General features: G+C 43.3%; 13 protein-coding genes. 4 read left to right on the top strand and 9 right to left on the bottom strand.

Translation table 11 applies throughout. The features are described from left to right. Positions 1-50: 50 nt before the first annotated feature. Positions 51-545 carry a hypothetical protein gene (locus CXF60_RS01240; RefSeq protein ID WP_101205368.1) on the top strand — a complete coding sequence of 165 codons (495 nt, stop codon included), beginning with the start codon at positions 51-53 and terminating at the stop codon, positions 543-545. Positions 546-788: 243 nt separating this feature from the next. Then, the gene (locus CXF60_RS01235) at positions 789-3,782 is read left to right on the top strand and encodes a LysM peptidoglycan-binding domain-containing protein (RefSeq protein ID WP_102090450.1); all 2,994 of its coding nucleotides are present in this window, start codon (positions 789-791) and stop codon (positions 3,780-3,782) included. Positions 3,783-3,946: 164 nt separating this feature from the next. On the opposite strand, the gene CXF60_RS01230 is transcribed toward CXF60_RS01235, so the two are convergent. Next, on the bottom strand, positions 3,947-5,155 hold the full coding sequence (locus CXF60_RS01230; RefSeq protein WP_102090449.1) for a transglycosylase SLT domain-containing protein: 1,209 nt from the start codon (positions 5,153-5,155) through the stop codon (positions 3,947-3,949). A 1,179-nt stretch (positions 5,156-6,334) separates the two neighbouring features. Then, positions 6,335-7,159 (bottom strand): Nif3-like dinuclear metal center hexameric protein, encoded by an 825-nt coding sequence (locus tag CXF60_RS01225; protein WP_102090448.1) that lies wholly within the window; start codon positions 7,157-7,159, stop codon positions 6,335-6,337. 380 nt (positions 7,160-7,539) lie between these two features. Here CXF60_RS01225 and CXF60_RS01220 point away from each other — a divergent pair, with 380 nt between their 5' ends. Next, positions 7,540-8,865 carry a S1C family serine protease gene (locus CXF60_RS01220; RefSeq protein WP_102090447.1) on the top strand — a complete coding sequence of 442 codons (1,326 nt, stop codon included), beginning with the start codon at positions 7,540-7,542 and terminating at the stop codon, positions 8,863-8,865. A 185-nt stretch (positions 8,866-9,050) separates the two neighbouring features. Here CXF60_RS01220 and yfaE read toward each other — a convergent pair whose 3' ends face one another. The 7 genes from yfaE to CXF60_RS01185 all read right to left on the bottom strand — a co-directional run bounded on the left by yfaE (position 9,051) and on the right by CXF60_RS01185 (position 16,889). Further along, a complete protein-coding gene (gene yfaE / locus CXF60_RS01215) occupies positions 9,051-9,320 on the bottom strand; it encodes a class I ribonucleotide reductase maintenance protein YfaE (RefSeq protein ID WP_101205363.1) in 270 nt (89 codons plus the stop codon). A gap of 186 nt (positions 9,321-9,506) precedes the next feature. Beyond that, positions 9,507-10,640 (bottom strand): class Ia ribonucleoside-diphosphate reductase subunit beta, encoded by a 1,134-nt coding sequence (nrdB, locus tag CXF60_RS01210; RefSeq protein WP_102090446.1) that lies wholly within the window; start codon positions 10,638-10,640, stop codon positions 9,507-9,509. 97 nt (positions 10,641-10,737) lie between these two features. Then, positions 10,738-11,106 (bottom strand): hypothetical protein, encoded by a 369-nt coding sequence (locus CXF60_RS01205; RefSeq protein WP_102090445.1) that lies wholly within the window; start codon positions 11,104-11,106, stop codon positions 10,738-10,740. A 360-nt stretch (positions 11,107-11,466) separates the two neighbouring features. Continuing rightward, positions 11,467-12,249, bottom strand: coding sequence for a hypothetical protein (locus tag CXF60_RS01200; RefSeq protein ID WP_102090444.1), 783 nt, complete (start codon positions 12,247-12,249; stop codon positions 11,467-11,469). A gap of 106 nt (positions 12,250-12,355) precedes the next feature. Next, positions 12,356-14,632 carry a class 1a ribonucleoside-diphosphate reductase subunit alpha gene (nrdA, locus tag CXF60_RS01195; RefSeq protein ID WP_102090443.1) on the bottom strand — a complete coding sequence of 759 codons (2,277 nt, stop codon included), beginning with the start codon at positions 14,630-14,632 and terminating at the stop codon, positions 12,356-12,358. 502 nt (positions 14,633-15,134) lie between these two features. After that, positions 15,135-15,425, bottom strand: a complete 291-nt coding sequence (locus CXF60_RS01190; protein WP_057762424.1) for a YbeD family protein — start codon at positions 15,423-15,425, stop codon at positions 15,135-15,137. Between the two features lie 504 nt (positions 15,426-15,929). Continuing rightward, the gene (locus tag CXF60_RS01185) at positions 15,930-16,889 is read right to left on the bottom strand and encodes a bestrophin family protein (RefSeq protein WP_102090441.1); all 960 of its coding nucleotides are present in this window, start codon (positions 16,887-16,889) and stop codon (positions 15,930-15,932) included. A gap of 662 nt (positions 16,890-17,551) precedes the next feature. Here CXF60_RS01185 and CXF60_RS01180 point away from each other — a divergent pair. Further along, positions 17,552-19,051, top strand: a complete 1,500-nt coding sequence (locus CXF60_RS01180; RefSeq protein ID WP_102090440.1) for a SulP family inorganic anion transporter — start codon at positions 17,552-17,554, stop codon at positions 19,049-19,051. Positions 19,052-19,242: the final 191 nt, after the last annotated feature.

The raw sequence follows: 19,242 nt of genomic DNA, 5'->3' as shown, positions 1-19,242 counted from the left end.
TTAATCGTCACTATATGACACTAACGAAAAAAATATCGCTAAGGATTATCATGAAAAAATTATTGGGAAATAGGCTATTAGCTCTATTGGTGAAAAGCGCTAGCATCACTGCAATTGTAGCAGTAGCCAGCACCATCAGCATCAATGCACAAGCGGCAACTATGACCGAAGATTTGGTACAGAACTATGCCGCCGCAATGAAAGCATCAGCGAATAGCCAAAGTATCAATCAGGTATCGCGCCTAGTATCGGACGACGCGCTTATTTCTTTATCTAGAAAAGGTAAATCTACTAGTTTAGACAAAGACGCGTACTTAAAGCTGCTTCAAAACAGCTGGAATGATACGTCTAATTATCGCTACGATATTTCGGTAGATAATGTGGTGATTACTGGTTCGCAAGCTAAAGCCAATGTGACGACCAATGAGAGCTGGGTAAAAAACGGTCAGCAAGTATCATTTGTCACCACATCTCGTGTGACCTTGACCTTGTCTACTGGTAATGCAGTGCTCTTGCGCGCAGTATCACAGGTGGCTATTAATTAAGTCGCTATTGACCAAGCAAGATTCAAAATACAATAGGTTATATAAGCGATAGCTAGTCTAACTGGCTGAGATTCTAACTTACAAAGGGTTTTAGTTGGTTAAATAGTTATTACTTAGTTTTATAGGCTATTTGAGCGTCTATTATTATCTTTTATATTAGGCTAGTCTTTGCTTTACATTGCATACTATACTATCCATCAACTTTATCTTATTAATTTCTGTCGTTAGGAAACCTCCAATATCATGTCTACTGTGCTATCACACTCTCGCTCATTTATTGCGTTGCCATTGACGCTTGCGGTATCCACTTTACTGATTAGTGCGTGTAGCAATACATCAGCGGTAAAAAACAAAGGTGCGACCAATAGCTCATCTGTCATTATCAAAAGTCCTGCCAGTCAAGGGGCTAATACAGGTAGTGCAGACTACTCAACTGCGTTTTTAGATGCAGAGAGTTTGGATGAGTTGGCTGACTTGTTAGAAGCTACTGACATGACCATGGTAGAAGGTAACCAGCTTGCTATTCAGCAATATGGTGATTTGTGGAATCGTCTACGCGCAGGCTACCGCATGAATGGTGGTAAGCCAATCTATAATCAGCGTATTGAAGGTCAAAAAAGCTGGTTTACCAGTAGACAGGATTATCTCAATCGCCTAACTGCACGTGCCAGTCGTTATATCTATCATACGGTACGAGAGGCAGAGCGTCGCAATATTCCAACAGAGCTTGCCTTGTTACCAGTTATCGAAAGCTCTTACGATCCAAGTGGTACGAGTAGTGCGGCAGCTGCGGGCTTATGGCAGTTTATTCCAAGTACAGGCCGTATCTATGGCTTGAACCAAAGCAGCACTTATGATGGTCGTCGCGATGTGATCGAATCGACACGTGCTGCCTATGACTTTTTGACAGCACTGCACAACCAGTTTGGTAGTTGGGAGCTAGCATTGGCTGCTTATAACGCTGGACCTGGCCGTGTACAAAAAGCAATTGATGCCAACGCAGCGCGCGGACTGCCAACAGATTACTGGTCACTTCAATTACCGACTGAAACGATGAACTATGTGCCGCGTTTCTTAGCTGTAGCCGAAATCGTCGCTAAGCCTGAGCAGTATGGTGTGTATCTACCAGCTATCGCTAACCGTCAGCATTTCCGTAGTGTACCAGTTAACTATGGTGTGAGCTTGGCAGAAGTATCGCAGTTAACTGGAGTCAGCTATGATGAGCTAGAGCGTCTAAACACTGCACTGACATCAGGCCGCGTTGATTCTTCAGGTCCACAGCGTGTCATCATTCCTAACGACGTCAGCCTCAATGCTGATGCCAAATTAAGTGGGCTCAGAGGTAACGGTACAGGCAATGTACTCGCCTCAAACAACGCAGGTAGCTCAAGCACGACAGCGACTACGCCAAGCTATAATAATAAACCATATACTGCCTCATCACTGCCATCTACTGGTAGCGCATTGGCTGATTATGCGGCTAGCGCAAGTGTACCTCAGCAGACCACCAGCTATATCTCACCATCTGCGACACCGACTAGCAGCTCGGTATACAGTGGCAATTCTTCAGCTCGTACTGAGCCACCACTGACCACAGCAGAGACTAACAAAATTAATGCTGAGCTTAAGAGCAGTAACAGTCTACCGACTACCTCAGCTCAGATTACTCAGAACAATACGATTGTCCAAGAGCCACCGCTTAGCAAAGAAGAGCGTGATTTCATCGCCAATCAAATCCGGAGAAATACCTCTGAGACCAATGTTATCAATGCTGATGGCAACATTAATCTATCAGCCGTACAAACACAGCAGTCTATCTTAGAAGCGAGTGGTGCAGATAAGAAACTTAGCTTTGCTAAAACCTCGGTAAGTAAGCCAAAACCTCAAGGCACTCGTACCACTTATACGGTCAAACGTGGCGATACGCTCTCGAACATTGCGAGTCGAGCAGGGGTTAGCTGGCGTGATATCGCAGAATGGAACCAGATAGATGCCAGTGCCAATTTGCTCTCTGGCAGTACGTTATATCTATATAATGCCAAGACTATCGAGCCATTGAGTACTGCTAATAACGCCGCCGCTAGTCAGCCTGACAGTTACGTCGTACAAGGCGGTGATACGCTTATCGGTACGGCTAATCGTTTTGGCTTATCGGTCACTCAGCTAGCCAGCTATAACAACCTGAGCAGCCGTGCTGATCTGCTCAGAGGTCAGAAACTATGGCTCATACCGGGTAAAGTGACTACACCTGCGACGACACCTGCAGCGCCTTCTACCAAGCCGAGTAAATCAAGCACTGCGACCAAAAACTATAAAGTAAAAGCAGGAGATGGCTTAATTGCATTGGCACGTCAATTCAATGTGTCGACCGATACTTTAGCCAGTCTCAACGGTATCAACAGCACAAGTTCGCTATATGTTGGTCAGACGCTTAAAGTGCCAGCTAGTGTTGATTTTGATGCTGCAAGCACGACAAATACTAGCAGTAGTAATAGCTCAAGTTCGGTCGCGACCACCAATTACAAAGTAAAATCAGGTGATACGCTGATTGGTATTGCTAACAGTATCGGAGTTAGTGCAACGGAACTGGCTGCGGTAAACAGCAATTTTGATGCAAAGGCTCGCCTGCAACGTGGTCAAACGATTAAAGTTCCTGCTTCTAAAGAATTGGTCGATCGTCAGTTAAATGACAAAGCGGTCAGCTACAAAGTAAAATCAGGTGATACCTTAACGGGTGTCGCTAAACGTTACAATATTGGCTTAAGTGATTTGGCATCAGCGAATAATTTAAATACCAATTCGAATCTGATACTGGGCCGTACTATCACTATCCCTGCTAGCGGCAGTGTGGTAAGCGCATCTAGTAGCAGCAGTCAAAGCAGCAGCTCTGCTAATAGTAACAGTAGTAGCTCAGCAAGCAGTGGTACGAAATTAGGTAATACTGAAAGCTACAAAGTAAAATCTGGCGATGGCCTAATTGCTCTAGCACGTCAGTTTGGTATATCGGTAGAGGACTTGGCGGCGACCAATGATTTAGCGACCAATGCTCAGCTACAACGCGGCCAAACGCTTAAAGTACCAAAAGCGACAGTAAGCTATACGGTTGGCTCGGGTGATAGCTTGATTGGTCTAGCACGCAAATATGGTGTCTCAACACAAGAGCTGGCTGATATGAACAATATCGCCGCTGATACGATGTTGCAGCGTGGTCAGCGTCTGACTGTACCTAATCGTTAATGAATAAGATGTTAATGGATACCGTTTACATAAGACGTCATTAATATTAACTATGAATCGTATCGCACAAAAAAGCTGCTCTCTATAAGAGCAGCTTTTTTTATTCAATAAAAATGACTTACTGTTAGAAGTTAGCTTACAAACCGCCTAGTAATATCTAAAAATTAGACAGTCTGAGTTTTAATAGTCTCAAGATAGCTTCGGATATTACTGACATAATGCATGGCTTGACCATAGCGGCTATTCGACGCTCTATTATCTGCTAAATAAGCATAGACGTTCGCCCAACTCTTATCATCGATACCTTGAGCTCGTAGTTCGCGTTGGATTCTTTTTACCGCATTAGGACCCATGTTATAACCTGCAAGGGCAAACCAGATACGGTCAGTTTTTGGCACGTCAGAGAAGTCTGCTTTCACCTGCTCTAGATAGCGTGCACCGCCGCCAATGCTTTGGTAAGGATCAACGCGGTCTGAGACGCCCATCGCTTTTGCAGTGTTGTTGGTCAGCATCATTAACCCGCGTACGCCAGTCGGCGAGACAGCGTTGGCATCAAGGTGTGACTCTTGATAACCCATCGCGACCAGTAGTTCCCAATCGTGATTGTAATTGCGTGCTTGCTCTTCAAACGAAGACTGATAGTCCGGTAATTTTTCCGTCAACGTTCTCTGGAAATGATCCTGACTATAGGCATCTTTTAGCAAATTTTGATTGTAGAACGCGGCAAGTTTCTGTGTGTTTTGTAGCTTGATGCTATCGCACAAGAAGTAACTGGCCTTTCTTGATAGTGGATCATTGGATGAGCTAAATGTCCAACTTACCTTAGGATGTAAACCATTTTTAGTCAGACTAGAATCATAACCACAGCTGACATTAATAGACGATAGATTCAGCTGACTTTTTAACTTAGTGCTAGCCGTAGTCAACGCCATGTCAGCGTTGCCGGTTCTTAGTGCTTTTAGCGCCGCTTCTTCACTGGCATAAGCTTTTAGATTGATATCGACACCGAGCTCGTCGGCGTAAGTGCGCACCAGATCAAAACCAAAACCATGTTGGAAGCCATCAGTAGCAAAGTAAGTGCTATCGCCAGGCACCGCAGCAATGGTCAAGGTGTTCTCCAGCATGACATTGTCATAGGCTGGTACCGATGTGTTCATGGTCGTCAAACTCTCAGCGGGCAAAGAGAGTAGAGCGATGCTAGAGATTTGTGCCAGCTTCTTGGTTCTGGCAAAATGATTAGACGCAATAGGGGTAACGGATGAAACGATGTTACTTTTGGTGTTCAGTAGGCGTTTAGATGGACGCAGTAAATAAGAAATACGGCGTCTGGCCCCTTGCGCAGATACTTTTACACGATAAGTAATACGCTGCATGGATGTCTCCTGATTTTAGCCATCCTTCTTACCGCAAAAACACGTATAAATATATGTGCATAATATTGACATATATCGATATCGTATCTTAAATAGAGTGGCATTTTTAATAGAACAAATGCTACTCTATCTTGTTTGACGATAGCGCCACTAGCGTACTCTCTCTAAGAGTTAGTGGGATAGTTTGTCGTCAGCCAGCTATCGATATGTCATAAAAGCGTTCTAAACAGTATTTATACATACTAGTTCAAAATACTGAACGCGCAACAACGCGAAGGATATAAATCAGATGATTCCTTCATCGATAACTAAATATGGCTAGTGGCCAAACAACTATATATCAAACATAGGCAAGGTCATGATTAAGTTATTGAGACAAAGACATAGCTTGAAACATTGAGGTAAGGATTCGCCAATGAGGCAAATACATTCAACTGTTTTAACTATGTTAACTTTGATGGCTGGCTATACTTTGAATCACTAATATTGAGTTACTAGTAATAGGATAGCTGGCTACTAAAGTTGTTTGTTCAGCGATAAGAATAAGCAAAATAACCAGAATTGATAGTTTATAGCTGTCTATCAAACTGGCTAGGTCATACCGTCATCGCGACACCAAAAATAAAAAAATACCATGCCGCTAACATATATAGTGCAAACATAGTATTTCAATGGGTAGCGGTTTAAAACCTCATCACTGATATAGCATGATAAAGTCTTAAACAACTACCAGCATTATTTTAGTGCCATAACCGGAAGCTGTAATAATGGGAAGTTTCATGACAAAACGTTCTTTCTTACGAGTAGTAATATGCGGTTACTAATTGCATTATTCAAGTGGAGTTAAGAAAAAAGCGATAAAACTTAACAATTAAGATATAAACGGTTAATTTTCCAGATATTTGGTACATAATAATCAAAAATAGAATAACAAAGTTCAAATAGTAGACAAACTAGACTTTATGCTTATGGTTTGATTATAGCTGTTAGCAAGTCTAGTTTGGCTTTTGAACTATCATTTTCTCTACAAGCTTTTCTCTGCAAATTTTTCTCTATCAATGACGACCGTCTAAAATGGCTTTCTAAATGGCTTTCTAAATGGCTTTCTAAATGGCTTTCTAAATGGCTTTCTAAATGGCTTTCTAAATGGCTTTCTAAATGGCTTTCTAAATGGCTAGTTTATGCTGGGTTTTCGATATCAATAAAAGTAACTGGCAGACCAAATTTCTGAGCGACTATCTCTCCTAACGCCTGAATACCGCCACACTCCGTCGCATGATGACCACAAGCAAAATAGTCAATCCCAAGCTCACGCGCGCTATGCGTGGTACGCTCAGATATCTCACCAGAGACAAACGCATCACAGCCCATAGTAGCTGCTTGCTCGATCATATCCTGCGCACCGCCTGTACATATACCCACACGTTCGATCAGTCTGCCATTTGTCTGAGCAGCTGAGTCTGCATGATACTCAGCTGAGATATGTAATGGCGCGCGACCTAAAGCTTGAGTAATGGTGGCAATGAGCTCGTCAGCAGTTTGCGGTGTACAAGTAGCGATATTGCCCACAGGATGTGACTCGGCAGGATAGAGCGCACCAGTGATCGTCAAGCCGAGTACGTCAGCAAGTTTTGCGTTGTTGCCAGAGATCGGGTGCGCGTCAAGCGGTAGATGATAACCAATCATAGAGATACCATTTTGCATCAGTTTTCGCACGCGTCGACCCTTCATCCCAGTAAGCGTAGCAGGTTCGCCTTTCCAGAAGTATCCATGATGCACCATAATCGCGTCGGCATTGTCAGCGATCGCAGCATCAATTAGGGCTTCACAAGCCGTGACACCAGTGACAATACGTTGAATCGGACGTCCACCATCGACTTGTAGACCATTTGGCGCATAGTCTTTAAACGCGCTAGTAGATAAGTAGTCGTCACAGAACTGTGTCAACGCCTGAGCGCTAATGCTTTGAGTATTGGATTCAGCTGTCGTATGAGTTGCAGTCATTATGTTTCCCTGTCATCAATAAAATGTATGTCGTAAGGTGCTATAGATTAACTAAGCAAAAATTATGTATTATCTGTCATGTTTGAGAGTGTTTGGTTTTGGACTTCTCGCTTTATGTTCAATTCTCGAAATGTTGAAGTGTCGAGCATCGTAAAAGCTATTTTAACATGCCGTTGTAAGCAAGCAGACAAGCTGGATAACTGAAATGGTACACGATACGTTACTATTTACTGGTATTGCGGTTATAATTTATATACGTGAGTCTGCCTAGCTGTATAGCATTTGACCATCTGATGAATGGGTCAACACTAGCTAAGCGGTCGCCATTATCTCACATCGTTTTTCACTGTCTGTTTGCAATAAATTTATAGAGGTTTTATATGTCGTCATCCCGGAACACCAATAACAAGGCGTCTTTATTAAAATGGTTACCTTGGGTCTTATTGCTGCTAGTGTTGGCAGCGTTTATCTGGTTGTTCACGAGTATGAAGTCGACGTCAGAGGCCACATGGGAGCCGCCGAGAACCCCGCCTGCGGAGCAGCAAGCAGCAGAGCCAGTGTCGGACACGCCAGCGCCTATCTCTTCTTATCATAATGCAGTGGCGCGTGCGTCGCAGTCTGTAGTCAATATCTATACGACGCAAACGATGACCGAGCATCCTTATATGGATGATCCCGTACTGCGCCGGTTTTTTGAGTATCATGGTGGCCCATCACAAGAGCAGGGCAATACCAATTTAGGCTCTGGTGTGATCGTATCAGAAGATGGCTATATCGTGACCAATGCCCATGTGATCGAAAAAGCAGATGAGATCACAGTCGCGTTCAATGATGGTCGTAAGAGTCGTGCCAGAATCATTGGTACAGATCCTGATAGTGACCTAGCCGTAATCAAGGTCGATATGACAGGGCTAACACCACTTGGCTTCCGCGAAGACCCGATTCGTGTAGGGGATTTGGCCTTAGCAATTGGTAATCCATTCGGTGTGGGTCAGACAGTGACGCAGGGGATTATCTCAGCGACTGGACGTACTGGATTGGGCGTTAATAAGTTTGAAGATTTTATCCAAACCGATGCGGCGATTAATCCGGGTAACTCAGGCGGCGCACTGGTCGATGCTCATGGCGAGCTAGTCGGTATCAATACCGTCATATTCTCGCGCTCTGGTGGCTCGATGGGCATTGGCTTTGCGATTCCAACAGCACTGGTTGAGCAGGTGATGAATGCATTAATCAAAGACGGCCGTGTCAGTCGTGGCTGGTTAGGTATTGAGATTCAGTCACAGCTACGTGACCCAACACAGTTAGAGACATCAACAGGCGTAGAAGTACTAAATGTCATTGATAACAGCCCAGCGGCAAAAAGTGGTCTACGTGTCGGTGATATCATCCTAACCATCGATGATGTCGAGATGACAGATGCCAATACCTTGATTCAGTATGTTGCTCGTAAGCCACCAAACACTGAACTGGATGCGCAAATACTACGTCAAGGTAAAAATGCTCAAGTAAAAATCACGCTAGAAGAGCGTCCAGCACAAGAACCACTTGAGCGTCCTGTCGTACTACAAAATGAGAGCATGGGCGGAATGGAGCAGCCAAACATTCAAGGTGATGAAGAAACGCCAATGATGTCAAAAGCAGAGCGTGATCGTATGCGCGAAGAGCTGATGAAACTGTTTGAACAAGATGCCGCGTCGCAGTAAGTCGTGGTGGTTCTTATCACTAGGTGCTGACTCATAATGTATATATGAGTCAGCATTTTTATTTAGCTGATAACAACAAAAAGCGCGCTCCTTATATAAAGGAGCGCGCTTTTTGTTGGAATTGATTTTTCTAAATTTTAAAGGCTAATTTTACTTACTTATAATCCTTCTTGCTTATAACCCTGCTATAACTTTTCAATAGGGTCATGATTGATATAAATGACACCTTGCACACGGCAACAGCAGGGCAGGATTTCATCTTCTTCAATCATTGCCAGTGGGTCAAACGGATAATCGACCGTATGCGAGCTGGCAATACGTTTGACTCGGCAACTACCACAGTAGCCTTCGCGGCATTGATAGTTTACCTCGTGTCCGGTGCGTAGCAGTCCATCTAGCAGACTCTCGTCATCATGCAGATAGAACTGCTTTTTACTGGTCATTACCCAAGTCATCGTGAATCCTATTGGGATATGTCTGTGCTATTGCTATCCCTACTATTAACCCATAAGACGATTACCGCGGTAGAAATTTTATAACTTCAAATATCTACCGCTCAAGGCTTTATCATTCAAAGTCTTTCTAGCTCAAAGATCTTACAACTCAGCTCTTATAATTCAGACTTTTACAGCTCAAAGCTCTTATAATTCAAAGTCATCAAAATCACTGTCTGACAAATCAGAGTCAATCTGACCGACCAAGTATGAGCTAATCTCAGTCTCTTGCGGTGCTACTTGCACATTGTCAGACGATAGCCACGTGTTAATCCACGGGATTGGGTTTGATTTTGAGTTCGGGAACGCCGCTGGCAAGCCGACAGTTTCCATACGTAAGTTAGTGATATATTCGATATATTGGCACAGAATGTCTTTATTTAGACCAATCATTGAGCCATCTTTGAACAGATAGCCTGCCCATTCTTTTTCTTGCTCAGCAGCCTTGCGGAAAATCTCAATGCTTTCCTTATAGCACTCTGCGGCAATCTCGACCATCTCAGGATCGTCACGACCATTGCGCATCAGGTTCAGCATATGCTGCGTACCAGTCAAATGCAGCGCTTCATCACGAGCGATTAGCTTAATGATTTTGGCATTACCTTCCATCAATTTGCGCTCAGCAAAGGCAAACGAGCAAGCAAACGATACATAGAAACGAATGGCTTCTAGGACGTTGACTGCCATGATGCATAGGTACATCTGCTTTTTCAGTGATCTCAAATCAACCGTCACTTGCTCGCCATTGATATTGTGCGTACCTGGACCGTATAAGCTATACAACTGTGAGTTGCGATACAGCTCATCATAGTACTGGGCGATATCAGAGGCACGGCCTAAGATGTGCTCGTTTTGCATAATGTCATCAAAGATAATATTTGGATCATTGACGATATTACGAATGATATGCGTATAGCTGCGTGAGTGAATGGTCTCAGAGAACGACCATGTCTCAATCCACGTCTCAAGCTCAGGGATAGACACCAGAGGCAGTAGCACCACGTTTGGACTACGACCTTGGATAGAGTCGAGTAGGGTCTGGTATTTGAGGTTGCTCAAAAATATGTGCTGCTCATGTGACGACAGATTGCTAAAGTCGATACGATCGCGTGATACATCGACTTCTTCTGGACGCCAAAAGAACGACAACTGCTTTTCAATCAATTGCTCAAAGATAGGGTGCTTTTGTTGGTCATAGCGCGCCACGTTGACGGGCTGACCAAAGAACATCGGCTCTTTTAGCGCATTGTTTGGCGTTTGAGAAAAAATCGAGTAAGTCATGGGACTGCCTTTATAATTGATACGGTTATTAATTTATAGGGGTTTGACTGGTTTTGATTTGAGGTTATGACACGTTTTTGGATTATAGCGTTTTAGCTTAGAGGTTCTCTAGCGATATCTGCGACGACTCTTGCCCATCGTTCATATAGGCTTTGAATATCTCGCTCAGCTCACTATCATCGAGTGCTTCTAGTTCATCAAGTGCGCTTTTGCGTAGGGTACTCACATCAGACTCTTCCGCTATTTTTAAGTCTTTTTTAGCCGCTCTCGATACTGGTTTTTTGGCTGCTTTTGCCACGCTTTTTTTGGCGACGGCTGCCTTTGGTGCTTCATTCATGCCTAACTGCTGACGCACCTCTGCAATATCAACCTCGACTTGTACGATATGCGAGCCACCATCGTTTAGGTCTGAAAATACGTTTGGGATAAACAAACCACCGTCTTTGATGATTGCGGTATATTGCACATGACCTCCGTCGTTTTAGTTCTGTCTGTATGTTTTAATTATAACAGTAGCCAATCCCGCCTACCGCTTGTATCTTCCTAGCCGCTGGCGTGCAGTCTATCGTGTCTGACCGCATTCCTGTTGTCTCGATACTACGCTCAGTCACAGACTGCATCGCCATCGTCGTCAGCAGGATACCGCTATAGTCGCGGCTAAACGACCGTGTTAGGGCGTCTTTCTTTGTCCTTAACGACTCTTCTGATTGGGCGCACCCTACAACTTTCTATGCTTTAAAGTAGGTTGGTGTCGAGGTAAGAGACCCAACAAGGACTTAAACTATTGGGTTTCCTTCGTCAACCCAACCTACGTGCTAAGCATATTTTATAAAGGCTTTGAGCTTCTAATGTGAAAATTTTTCTCACAATACTCAATATTATCCATCAAGCAATCAGCTTCTAATAACCTACTGAAACCATCAGATTGCATAATATTGTTAGCAAGTTTGTCGCTAAAATTGATCATTTGATTAGCAATTGAGTCATTTTTGGTGTCAGATGAAGCATAAATTAATTGTATATTTTCTGGAAGATAGAATTGCTCAAAATATGGATCTTTATAGCTATTAATCGAGTCATGTGCTCCAAGATCACAATCCACTATTATGCCTATTCTATAGTTTTTGGGAAAATGGTTTTGCACATAGTTCGAAATAATCGTGTGCCATCCCAGTTTCTCAGCATTAATGCTATTATTTATATTAATGAACAAATGAGAAGCAAAAGGAATGAAAGGGTATTTACCTGTTTTATTACATTCGCTTATAGGTTTGTTCACAAAATAAGATGAAGTTACACTAACTAAATTATTGCTAATCAACTTTGTATTCGTATCTATCGCTAAAAGAACATCAAAGTTTTTGAAGATTGCCTTATCACAGTCAAATGGTAGTTTGGTACTCTTGAGTGGCGTCGAATTAGTTCTTTTCAGTTTTCCAGAGGTTTTTTTATAAGACGTTTCTACTTTCGCGCTATCTATGATTTGATTTTCTATTTCTAGAGAATCCTCATCAAAGTTATACTTGAGCTCAAGTTCACCTTCAAAATCATCTACATAGAATTCAATGAACTCATTTCTAGGTTTTTTATCTGTCGTTTTCTTCGCCATATTCAAAACCTTTTTCATAGCTTAATATAGGTAAGTAGCGGATTTAACCCAAAAGCCAAACCCGCCATCTATCAGAAATTCTATTTAAAGAGCTTCTTTTTTCAACCTAAATCTTACACGCACCGCCAGCACAATCATCTTCCATATCCGCTTGGGCATCATTCGCACCATCACGAGTGTTATGGTAGTACAACGTCTTCACACCCATCTTATAAGCGTTTAGCAAGTCTTTTAGCAATATCTTCATCGGTACACGGCCACCAGCATAACGAACAGGATCGTAGTTGGTGTTGGCAGAGATACTTTGATCGACGAACTTCTGCATGATAGCGACCAGCTTTAGGTAACCGTCATTGTTTGGCATTTGCCATAGTAGCTCGTACTGATCTTTTAGCTTATCAATCTCAGGCACGACTTGCTTTAAGATGCCATCTTTTGACGCTTTGATAGAGACCAGACCACGTGGTGGCTCAATACCGTTGGTCGCGTTGGCAATCTGACTAGAGGTCTCAGACGGCATCAAGGCGGTTAGGGTAGAGTTGCGTAGACCGTGCTCGGTGATCTCGCCGCGTAGCGTTTCCCAATCTAGATGTAGCGGCTCTTGGCAGATTTTATCCAAGTCGGCTTTGTACGTATCAATTGGCAAGATACCTTGCGAGTATGTGGTCTCATTGAACGCAGGGCACGCGCCTTGCTCTTTGGCTAATTTGTTTGATGCTTTCAAGAGATAGAACTGCAATGCTTCAAACGTCTGATGGGTCAGACCAAGCGCGCTATCGTCAGAGTAGCGTGCGCCATTCTTGGCTAAGTAGTAAGCGTAGTTGATTACGCCAACACCGAGCGTACGTCGACGCATGCTGCCATTTTGAGCCGCTTTTACTGGATAGTCTTGATAGTCGAGCAAGGCATCAAGCGCACGGACGATTAGCTCGGCTGGCTCTTCGATGTCGCTGACGTTTTCGACTTTACCCAAGTTGACCGCTGATAGCGTACAAAGGGCGATTTCGCCTTCTTCGTCATTGATGTTATCAAGTGGCTTGGTTGGTAGTGCGATTTCCATACATAGGTTTGACTGGCGAATCGGGGCAACCGTCGCGTCAAATGGGCTATGCGTGTTGCAATGATCGACGTTTTGGATATAGATACGACCTGTGCTGGCGCGCTCTTGCATCATTAGACTGAACAAATCTGCTGCTGGGATCTGACGGCTACGTACGTTAGGATCATTTTCGTATTTGGTATATAACTCTTCGAATTTGTCTTGATCTTCAAAGAACGCATCATACAAGCCTGGCGTGTCACCTGGTGAGAATAGCGAGATGTCTTGGCCTTTGATTAAGCGCGTGTACATCGTTTTGTTTAACTGTACGCCGTAGTCCATATGACGGACACGGTTGTCTTCGACGCCGCGGTTGTTTTTCAGTACCAGCAATGACTCAACTTCTAAATGCCATAGTGGGTAAAATAGAGTCGCTGCACCGCCACGGACGCCACCTTGCGAGCAGCATTTAACAGCCGTCTGAAACAATTTGTAGAACGGGATACAGCCAGTATGCTGTGCTTCACCGCCACGGATAGGGCTACCAAGGGCGCGGATACGACCTGCGTTAATGCCGATACCAGCACGCTGTGACACATAGCGTACGATGGCGCTGGTGGTCGCGTTGATAGAGTCTAGGCTATCACCACATTCGATCAATACGCACGAGCTAAACTGGCGCGATGGCGTACGCACACCTGACATGATCGGCGTCGGTAGTGAGATTTTGAATTCTGAAGTTGCATCATAGAAGCGTTTGACGAAATCAAGACGATCTGACTTGTCGTATTGGCTAAACAAACACATACCAACCAGCATGTACAAGAACTGCGGGCTCTCATAGACCGTCTTGCTCACGCGATCCTGTACTAGATATTTACCGGCCATTTGCTCAACAGCAGCATAAGCAAGGTTCATATCGCGCCAGTGATCCAGATACTCTTCTAATTCATCAAATTCAGCACGGCTATAGTCCGCTAGGATGTGCTGATCGTATTTGCCAGCGTCTGTTAGCGTTTTGACATGATCATATAGGTGCGGCGGGGTGAATTTGTTATAAGCAATCTTACGTAAGTGGAAGATGGCCAAGCGCGCAGCCAGATATTGGTAATCAGGCGTAGTTTCAGAGATTAGGTCGGCGGCAGATTTGATGATGGTTTCGTGAATGTCACGAGTCTTGATACCTTCATAAAACTGGATGTGCGACTTTAGCTCAACTTGAGACACAGACACGTTGTCCAAGCCGTGCGCTGCCCACGCTATTACCTTGTGAATTTTGTCTAAATCAATAGGCTCTAAACGTCCATCACGTTTGGTTACTTGGATTTTGTCAATATGTGTCATGCTGGCCTCTATTTTGATTGCTTATTGTGATGCTGCGCGCCGAGTGGGCGGCAGACATTCTTTATAACGCTATTATGCGGGGTTGTGCTAGCTGGTTTTTTTGGACAAAAAGCTACCACTACTCATAGTGACGGTTAAAATCACTGAGTACTACATATAGCGTGTTTGTTAATTGGTAGGCACAATATAGCGGGAAAATTTTGAAAATACTATATTGATTTTAGAATAAAACTATGTTGCTACAAGGTTGTAGGCAGTCCAAATTTTGGCAAAGGACGATGGGATAAGGGTTAGACGCAAATGCGGTCAATAATAAATTTTTTGTAAAAATATCGTGAGATTTACTTTTCATTCTCTCGGTTATTGTCGACTGATAATGGGAGTCATAGCGGCAATAATGCGGGCGCAGATTGTACATCAAACCACAAAAAATCGCCACCCATAACTTATTACTAGCGAGTGACGATTTGGACTAAAAAGGCGTGAAAGTTTTTTATGCGACTTATAAAACAATACGAACCGTTTTTGCATTATCAAGTGAGGCATAAAGCGCATTCACTTGCTCAGCAGCGGTGAGGTACAAATTGACCCGTGCTGAGTGAAAACGACCCGTTTTAGACGGCTTAACTTCGATAGACGCCAAATCAAAATCAGGGAATTGGCTACCCAAAATTAGCTTCACTTCATTAAGCAAACTCTCACGCTCGCCTTCATGACCGATGATGCTCAGTGGGTAGTTCATCGGGAACTCCCAAAGCTCTGGGTTTTGAATATCAGTCTTTTTGCCTACCAATGCGCCTTTATTTGGCGTCAGGTCAGTGACTTTAACTGATGGCTGATTGCTGGTTGGGTTATTTGGGCTGTTGTCGTTGTTGTCTTTTGAATCATCACTCATGATATGAGCCTCGCTTATATAGATAAATAAAAAAATAGGTAAATAATTAAGTAATCGCTGCTATAGACATTCAGTTAGTTAAACATCTGCTCAAATCATGCCAAAAGCATAACGCAAAAATCTGAGACAGGATCAGTGTAGACATTAGTGGCACTTAAATCAGTCAAGCTATAGTCGATTCAATTTAAAAGTAGTACAAGGCAACCGAGTGTAGATGTAACTGTGATACTTCAAGCGAGGTTAACGCTGTCATACTTTTATAGTGGACTGGTTATATTAGGCAGAGAATATATGCACTGTTTATAGTGGTCTATGGACGATTATTCAAGTGAAGTCTGTATTTAGTCCGTTCCATCTTGAAGTAGTAAGCTAAGTGGCTTTTATTAAAACTATTAATGGAAGCTATTGCAAATAACCATTGATAGGAGTGATATCAGGCGGAATATCCGTCTCTCCCAATGCTTCTCGTAAATTAATCTCTATAGTGCGTGACAAGGCAGTCAAAGGTAGTTGGTTAGCCGCCAAGCCAAAAGGCTCTTCTAACTCTTCACTAAGCGCATCCAAACCAAAAAAGGTATAAGCAATCACCGCACAAATCAACGGGGTCGCCCAACCAAGTGAAGCTACTAGACCAAAGGGCAACATAATACAGTATAGATAGGTGGTGCGATGTACCAGTAGCATATAAGCAAAGGGCAGTGGAGTGTTATGAATACGTTCGCACGCTGCCAGTACAATTGTCATAGAGGTCAGGCGCTCGTCCATATTTTGTATGACTTGCTCCGATACCAGTCCTTGACGCCGAATATCGCCAAGCTGCTTACCCATTAGGCGCATTATATAATCAGGTACGTTTTTCGCTTGGCGCATACGGTCATGGTATATCGCTGCAACAAGAGGCTCGATATCCGCCCAAGGTGGCGTACCGCGCAATCGGTGGCGCACAGCATGGGCAAAAGCAATGGTCAGATATACCATCGTTCGCTGAGTATCGTGTGCAGTCGCATTGTCATCCTCGCCATATTCTATACCAGTCGCATCGTCATCATCTATAAAAGACAGCACTTGGCGCGTTAAGCTACGAGAATCATATACCAGCTGACCCCACAGTCCGCGCGCTTCCCACCAACGCTGATAACTGGCATTGTTTCGAAACCCAAGAAACAATGATAAGGCGATTCCGAGCAAGGTAAACGTTGCCATACCATAATAAGGAAACGAGTCAGGCATCCAGTGCTGAATAATCGTGATGAGCGTACTAAGAATAGTAATCAGCAAAATTTGCGGATAGATTTTTGGAATGATTGATCCACGCAGAGTGAAAAATATCTTAAGGGCATTGGGTGTTTGCCGGACAATCATGTCAGTTTCCTAGCGATGGGGTACATGTAGACACTATTAAATGTCTCGTGTGATTCTAATATAGAAACGAAATTTGTAAAGCCCAAAAGGCTATAAATTTATTCAAACAAAAGAGTAAGGTGATTACTTAAGCTCGGTAATTGGGATAGCTAAAGGAGTTGAATCCTCGCCAAAAGGGAGATGTTTTTATTAATCTACTTTATGTATGTTAAAATGACGCCAAATATCACTTCTTAACTCTATAAAAGCTGTCACCACAGAGATGAATACGCCACCCTAGCTGTACCCCTCCTCAGTAATGATTGCTTCCTATAGCAATTACTCTCATAAAGCGTCTGACGCTTTTTCTTGTGCGCATGCACTGCTTTAACGTTTGTATCACTATTCGATATATCTAATGGATCGTAAAGATTACCCCACTAAAAGTACGTTATGACGATCACTCGCTAACTATGAACGTTCACATTTTTATATTTGTCATTTGATAAGCAATGGGCAAAGTATCTAGATAAAGATGTACCTAGATCGAGATGCGTCAAACTTTTCATGTGAGCTGATTTTTAACTACTTTTTAGATACTTTCCAAATAGATGCTTTCTAAATAGTGATTAGATACTTCGTTTATTGACAGACTAAAGCAGTTCTCCAAAACTGAGTTAAATATGTTAAATACAATTAAAGAGCATTGGCTATCCAATGTGAGAGGCGATGTCTTGGCTGGCATGGTCGTCGCTTTGGCGCTTATCCCTGAAGCGATTGCGTTTTCTATCATTGCCGGTGTCGATCCCCAAGTAGGGCTTTATGCCTCGTTTTGTATCGCGGTAGTGATTTCGTTTGTTGGCGGTCGTCCAGCGATGATTTCGGCGGCGACTGGTGCGATGGCGTTACTAATGGTGACACTGGTCAAAGATTATGGCTTGCAGTATTTGTTAGCAGCCAGTGTGCTGACAGGTGTTATACAGATTATCTTTGGCTTCTTAAAGCTAGGAAATCTGATGAAGTATGTGTCTCAATCCGTAGTGCTCGGCTTTATCAATGCCTTGGCTATTTTGATTTTTATGTCGCAGATTCCTGAGCTGATGCCGCAGGCAGGTTCAAACCTAGTACACGTATACGGTCTTGTGGCCCTAGGTCTAGTCATTATCTATGGCTATCCATATATTCCAAAGATTGGTAAAGTGATTCCATCGCCATTGGTCAGTATTGTACTGGTCACGGCTATAGCCATCTTATTAGGTGCAGAGGCTCGAACCATCAATGATATGGGCCAACTGCCTGATACCTTGCCGATGTTTTTGATACCTGATATCCCGTTGAACTTAGATACATTGATTATTATTTTCCCGTACTCTATCAGTCTGGCGATAGTGGGCTTACTTGAGTCTATGATGACCATGACTATCGTAGATGATTTAACTGATACCAAAGGCGACCGTACGCAAGAGTGCAAAGGTCAAGGTATTGCCAATGTTATTAGCAGTTTTTTTGGCGGTATGGCAGGCTGTGCGATGATTGGGCAGTCTATCATCAACGTCAAATCAGGCGGTTATACACGTCTTTCTACTTTAGTGGCAGGAGTATTTTTATTATTGATGGTGGTGTTTTTAAGCGATTGGCTAAAGATTATTCCAATGGCCGCATTGGTCGCTGTAATGATTATGGTGTCTATCGGTACTTTTAACTGGGGTTCATTTAAAGAGCTAAAAACCAAGCCGCTGCAAAGTAATGTGGTCATGATTACGACCGTTGCTGTGGTGGTCGCAACGCATAACTTGGCTTATGGCGTATTGATTGGCGTGCTGCTGTCAGCATTGTTCTTTGCCAATAAGATTGAGCGCTATATGAGTGTGCATAGTCACATGAATGAAGCAGCGCAAACGCGTTATTATCGAGTGGACGGACAAGTGTTTTTTTCATCAGCAGAGCGTATGATTGATTCCTTTGATATTAAAGAGTCTGTCTCTAAAGTAGTCATTGACGTGTCGCGCGCGCATTTTTGGGACGTGACAGCAGTCGCCGCCATAGATAAAGTCATCATTAAATTTCGCCGTGAAGGCACTGAAGTAGAGCTCATCGGTTTGAACGAGGCGAGCCAAGCGATGATAGACAATTTCGGTGTGCATGATAAGCCAGATGCTGAGCAAAGTTTAGGCGCGCATTAATTTAGCTACGTATTAATAGTATTATACTGATAAGGATAAAAAAGCTGAGTGTACCTTGGCTTTTTTTATGCAAATTAAAAACTGATTAGAAGACTATATTCTATTATGGATAAATATTTTAGGAGGCAATAGATAATCAGAAGGGACAAGATAGCTAGAAGAGAAGAGGATGATAATTTAGAAAATGGTGT

This window comes from Psychrobacter sp. 4Bb (genome assembly GCF_002836735.1).
In the GTDB taxonomy this organism is placed as follows: Bacteria; Pseudomonadota; Gammaproteobacteria; order Pseudomonadales; family Moraxellaceae; genus Psychrobacter.
The sequence above is the reverse complement of the archived record's forward strand: the minus strand, read 5'-3'. Positions and strand labels throughout refer to the sequence as shown.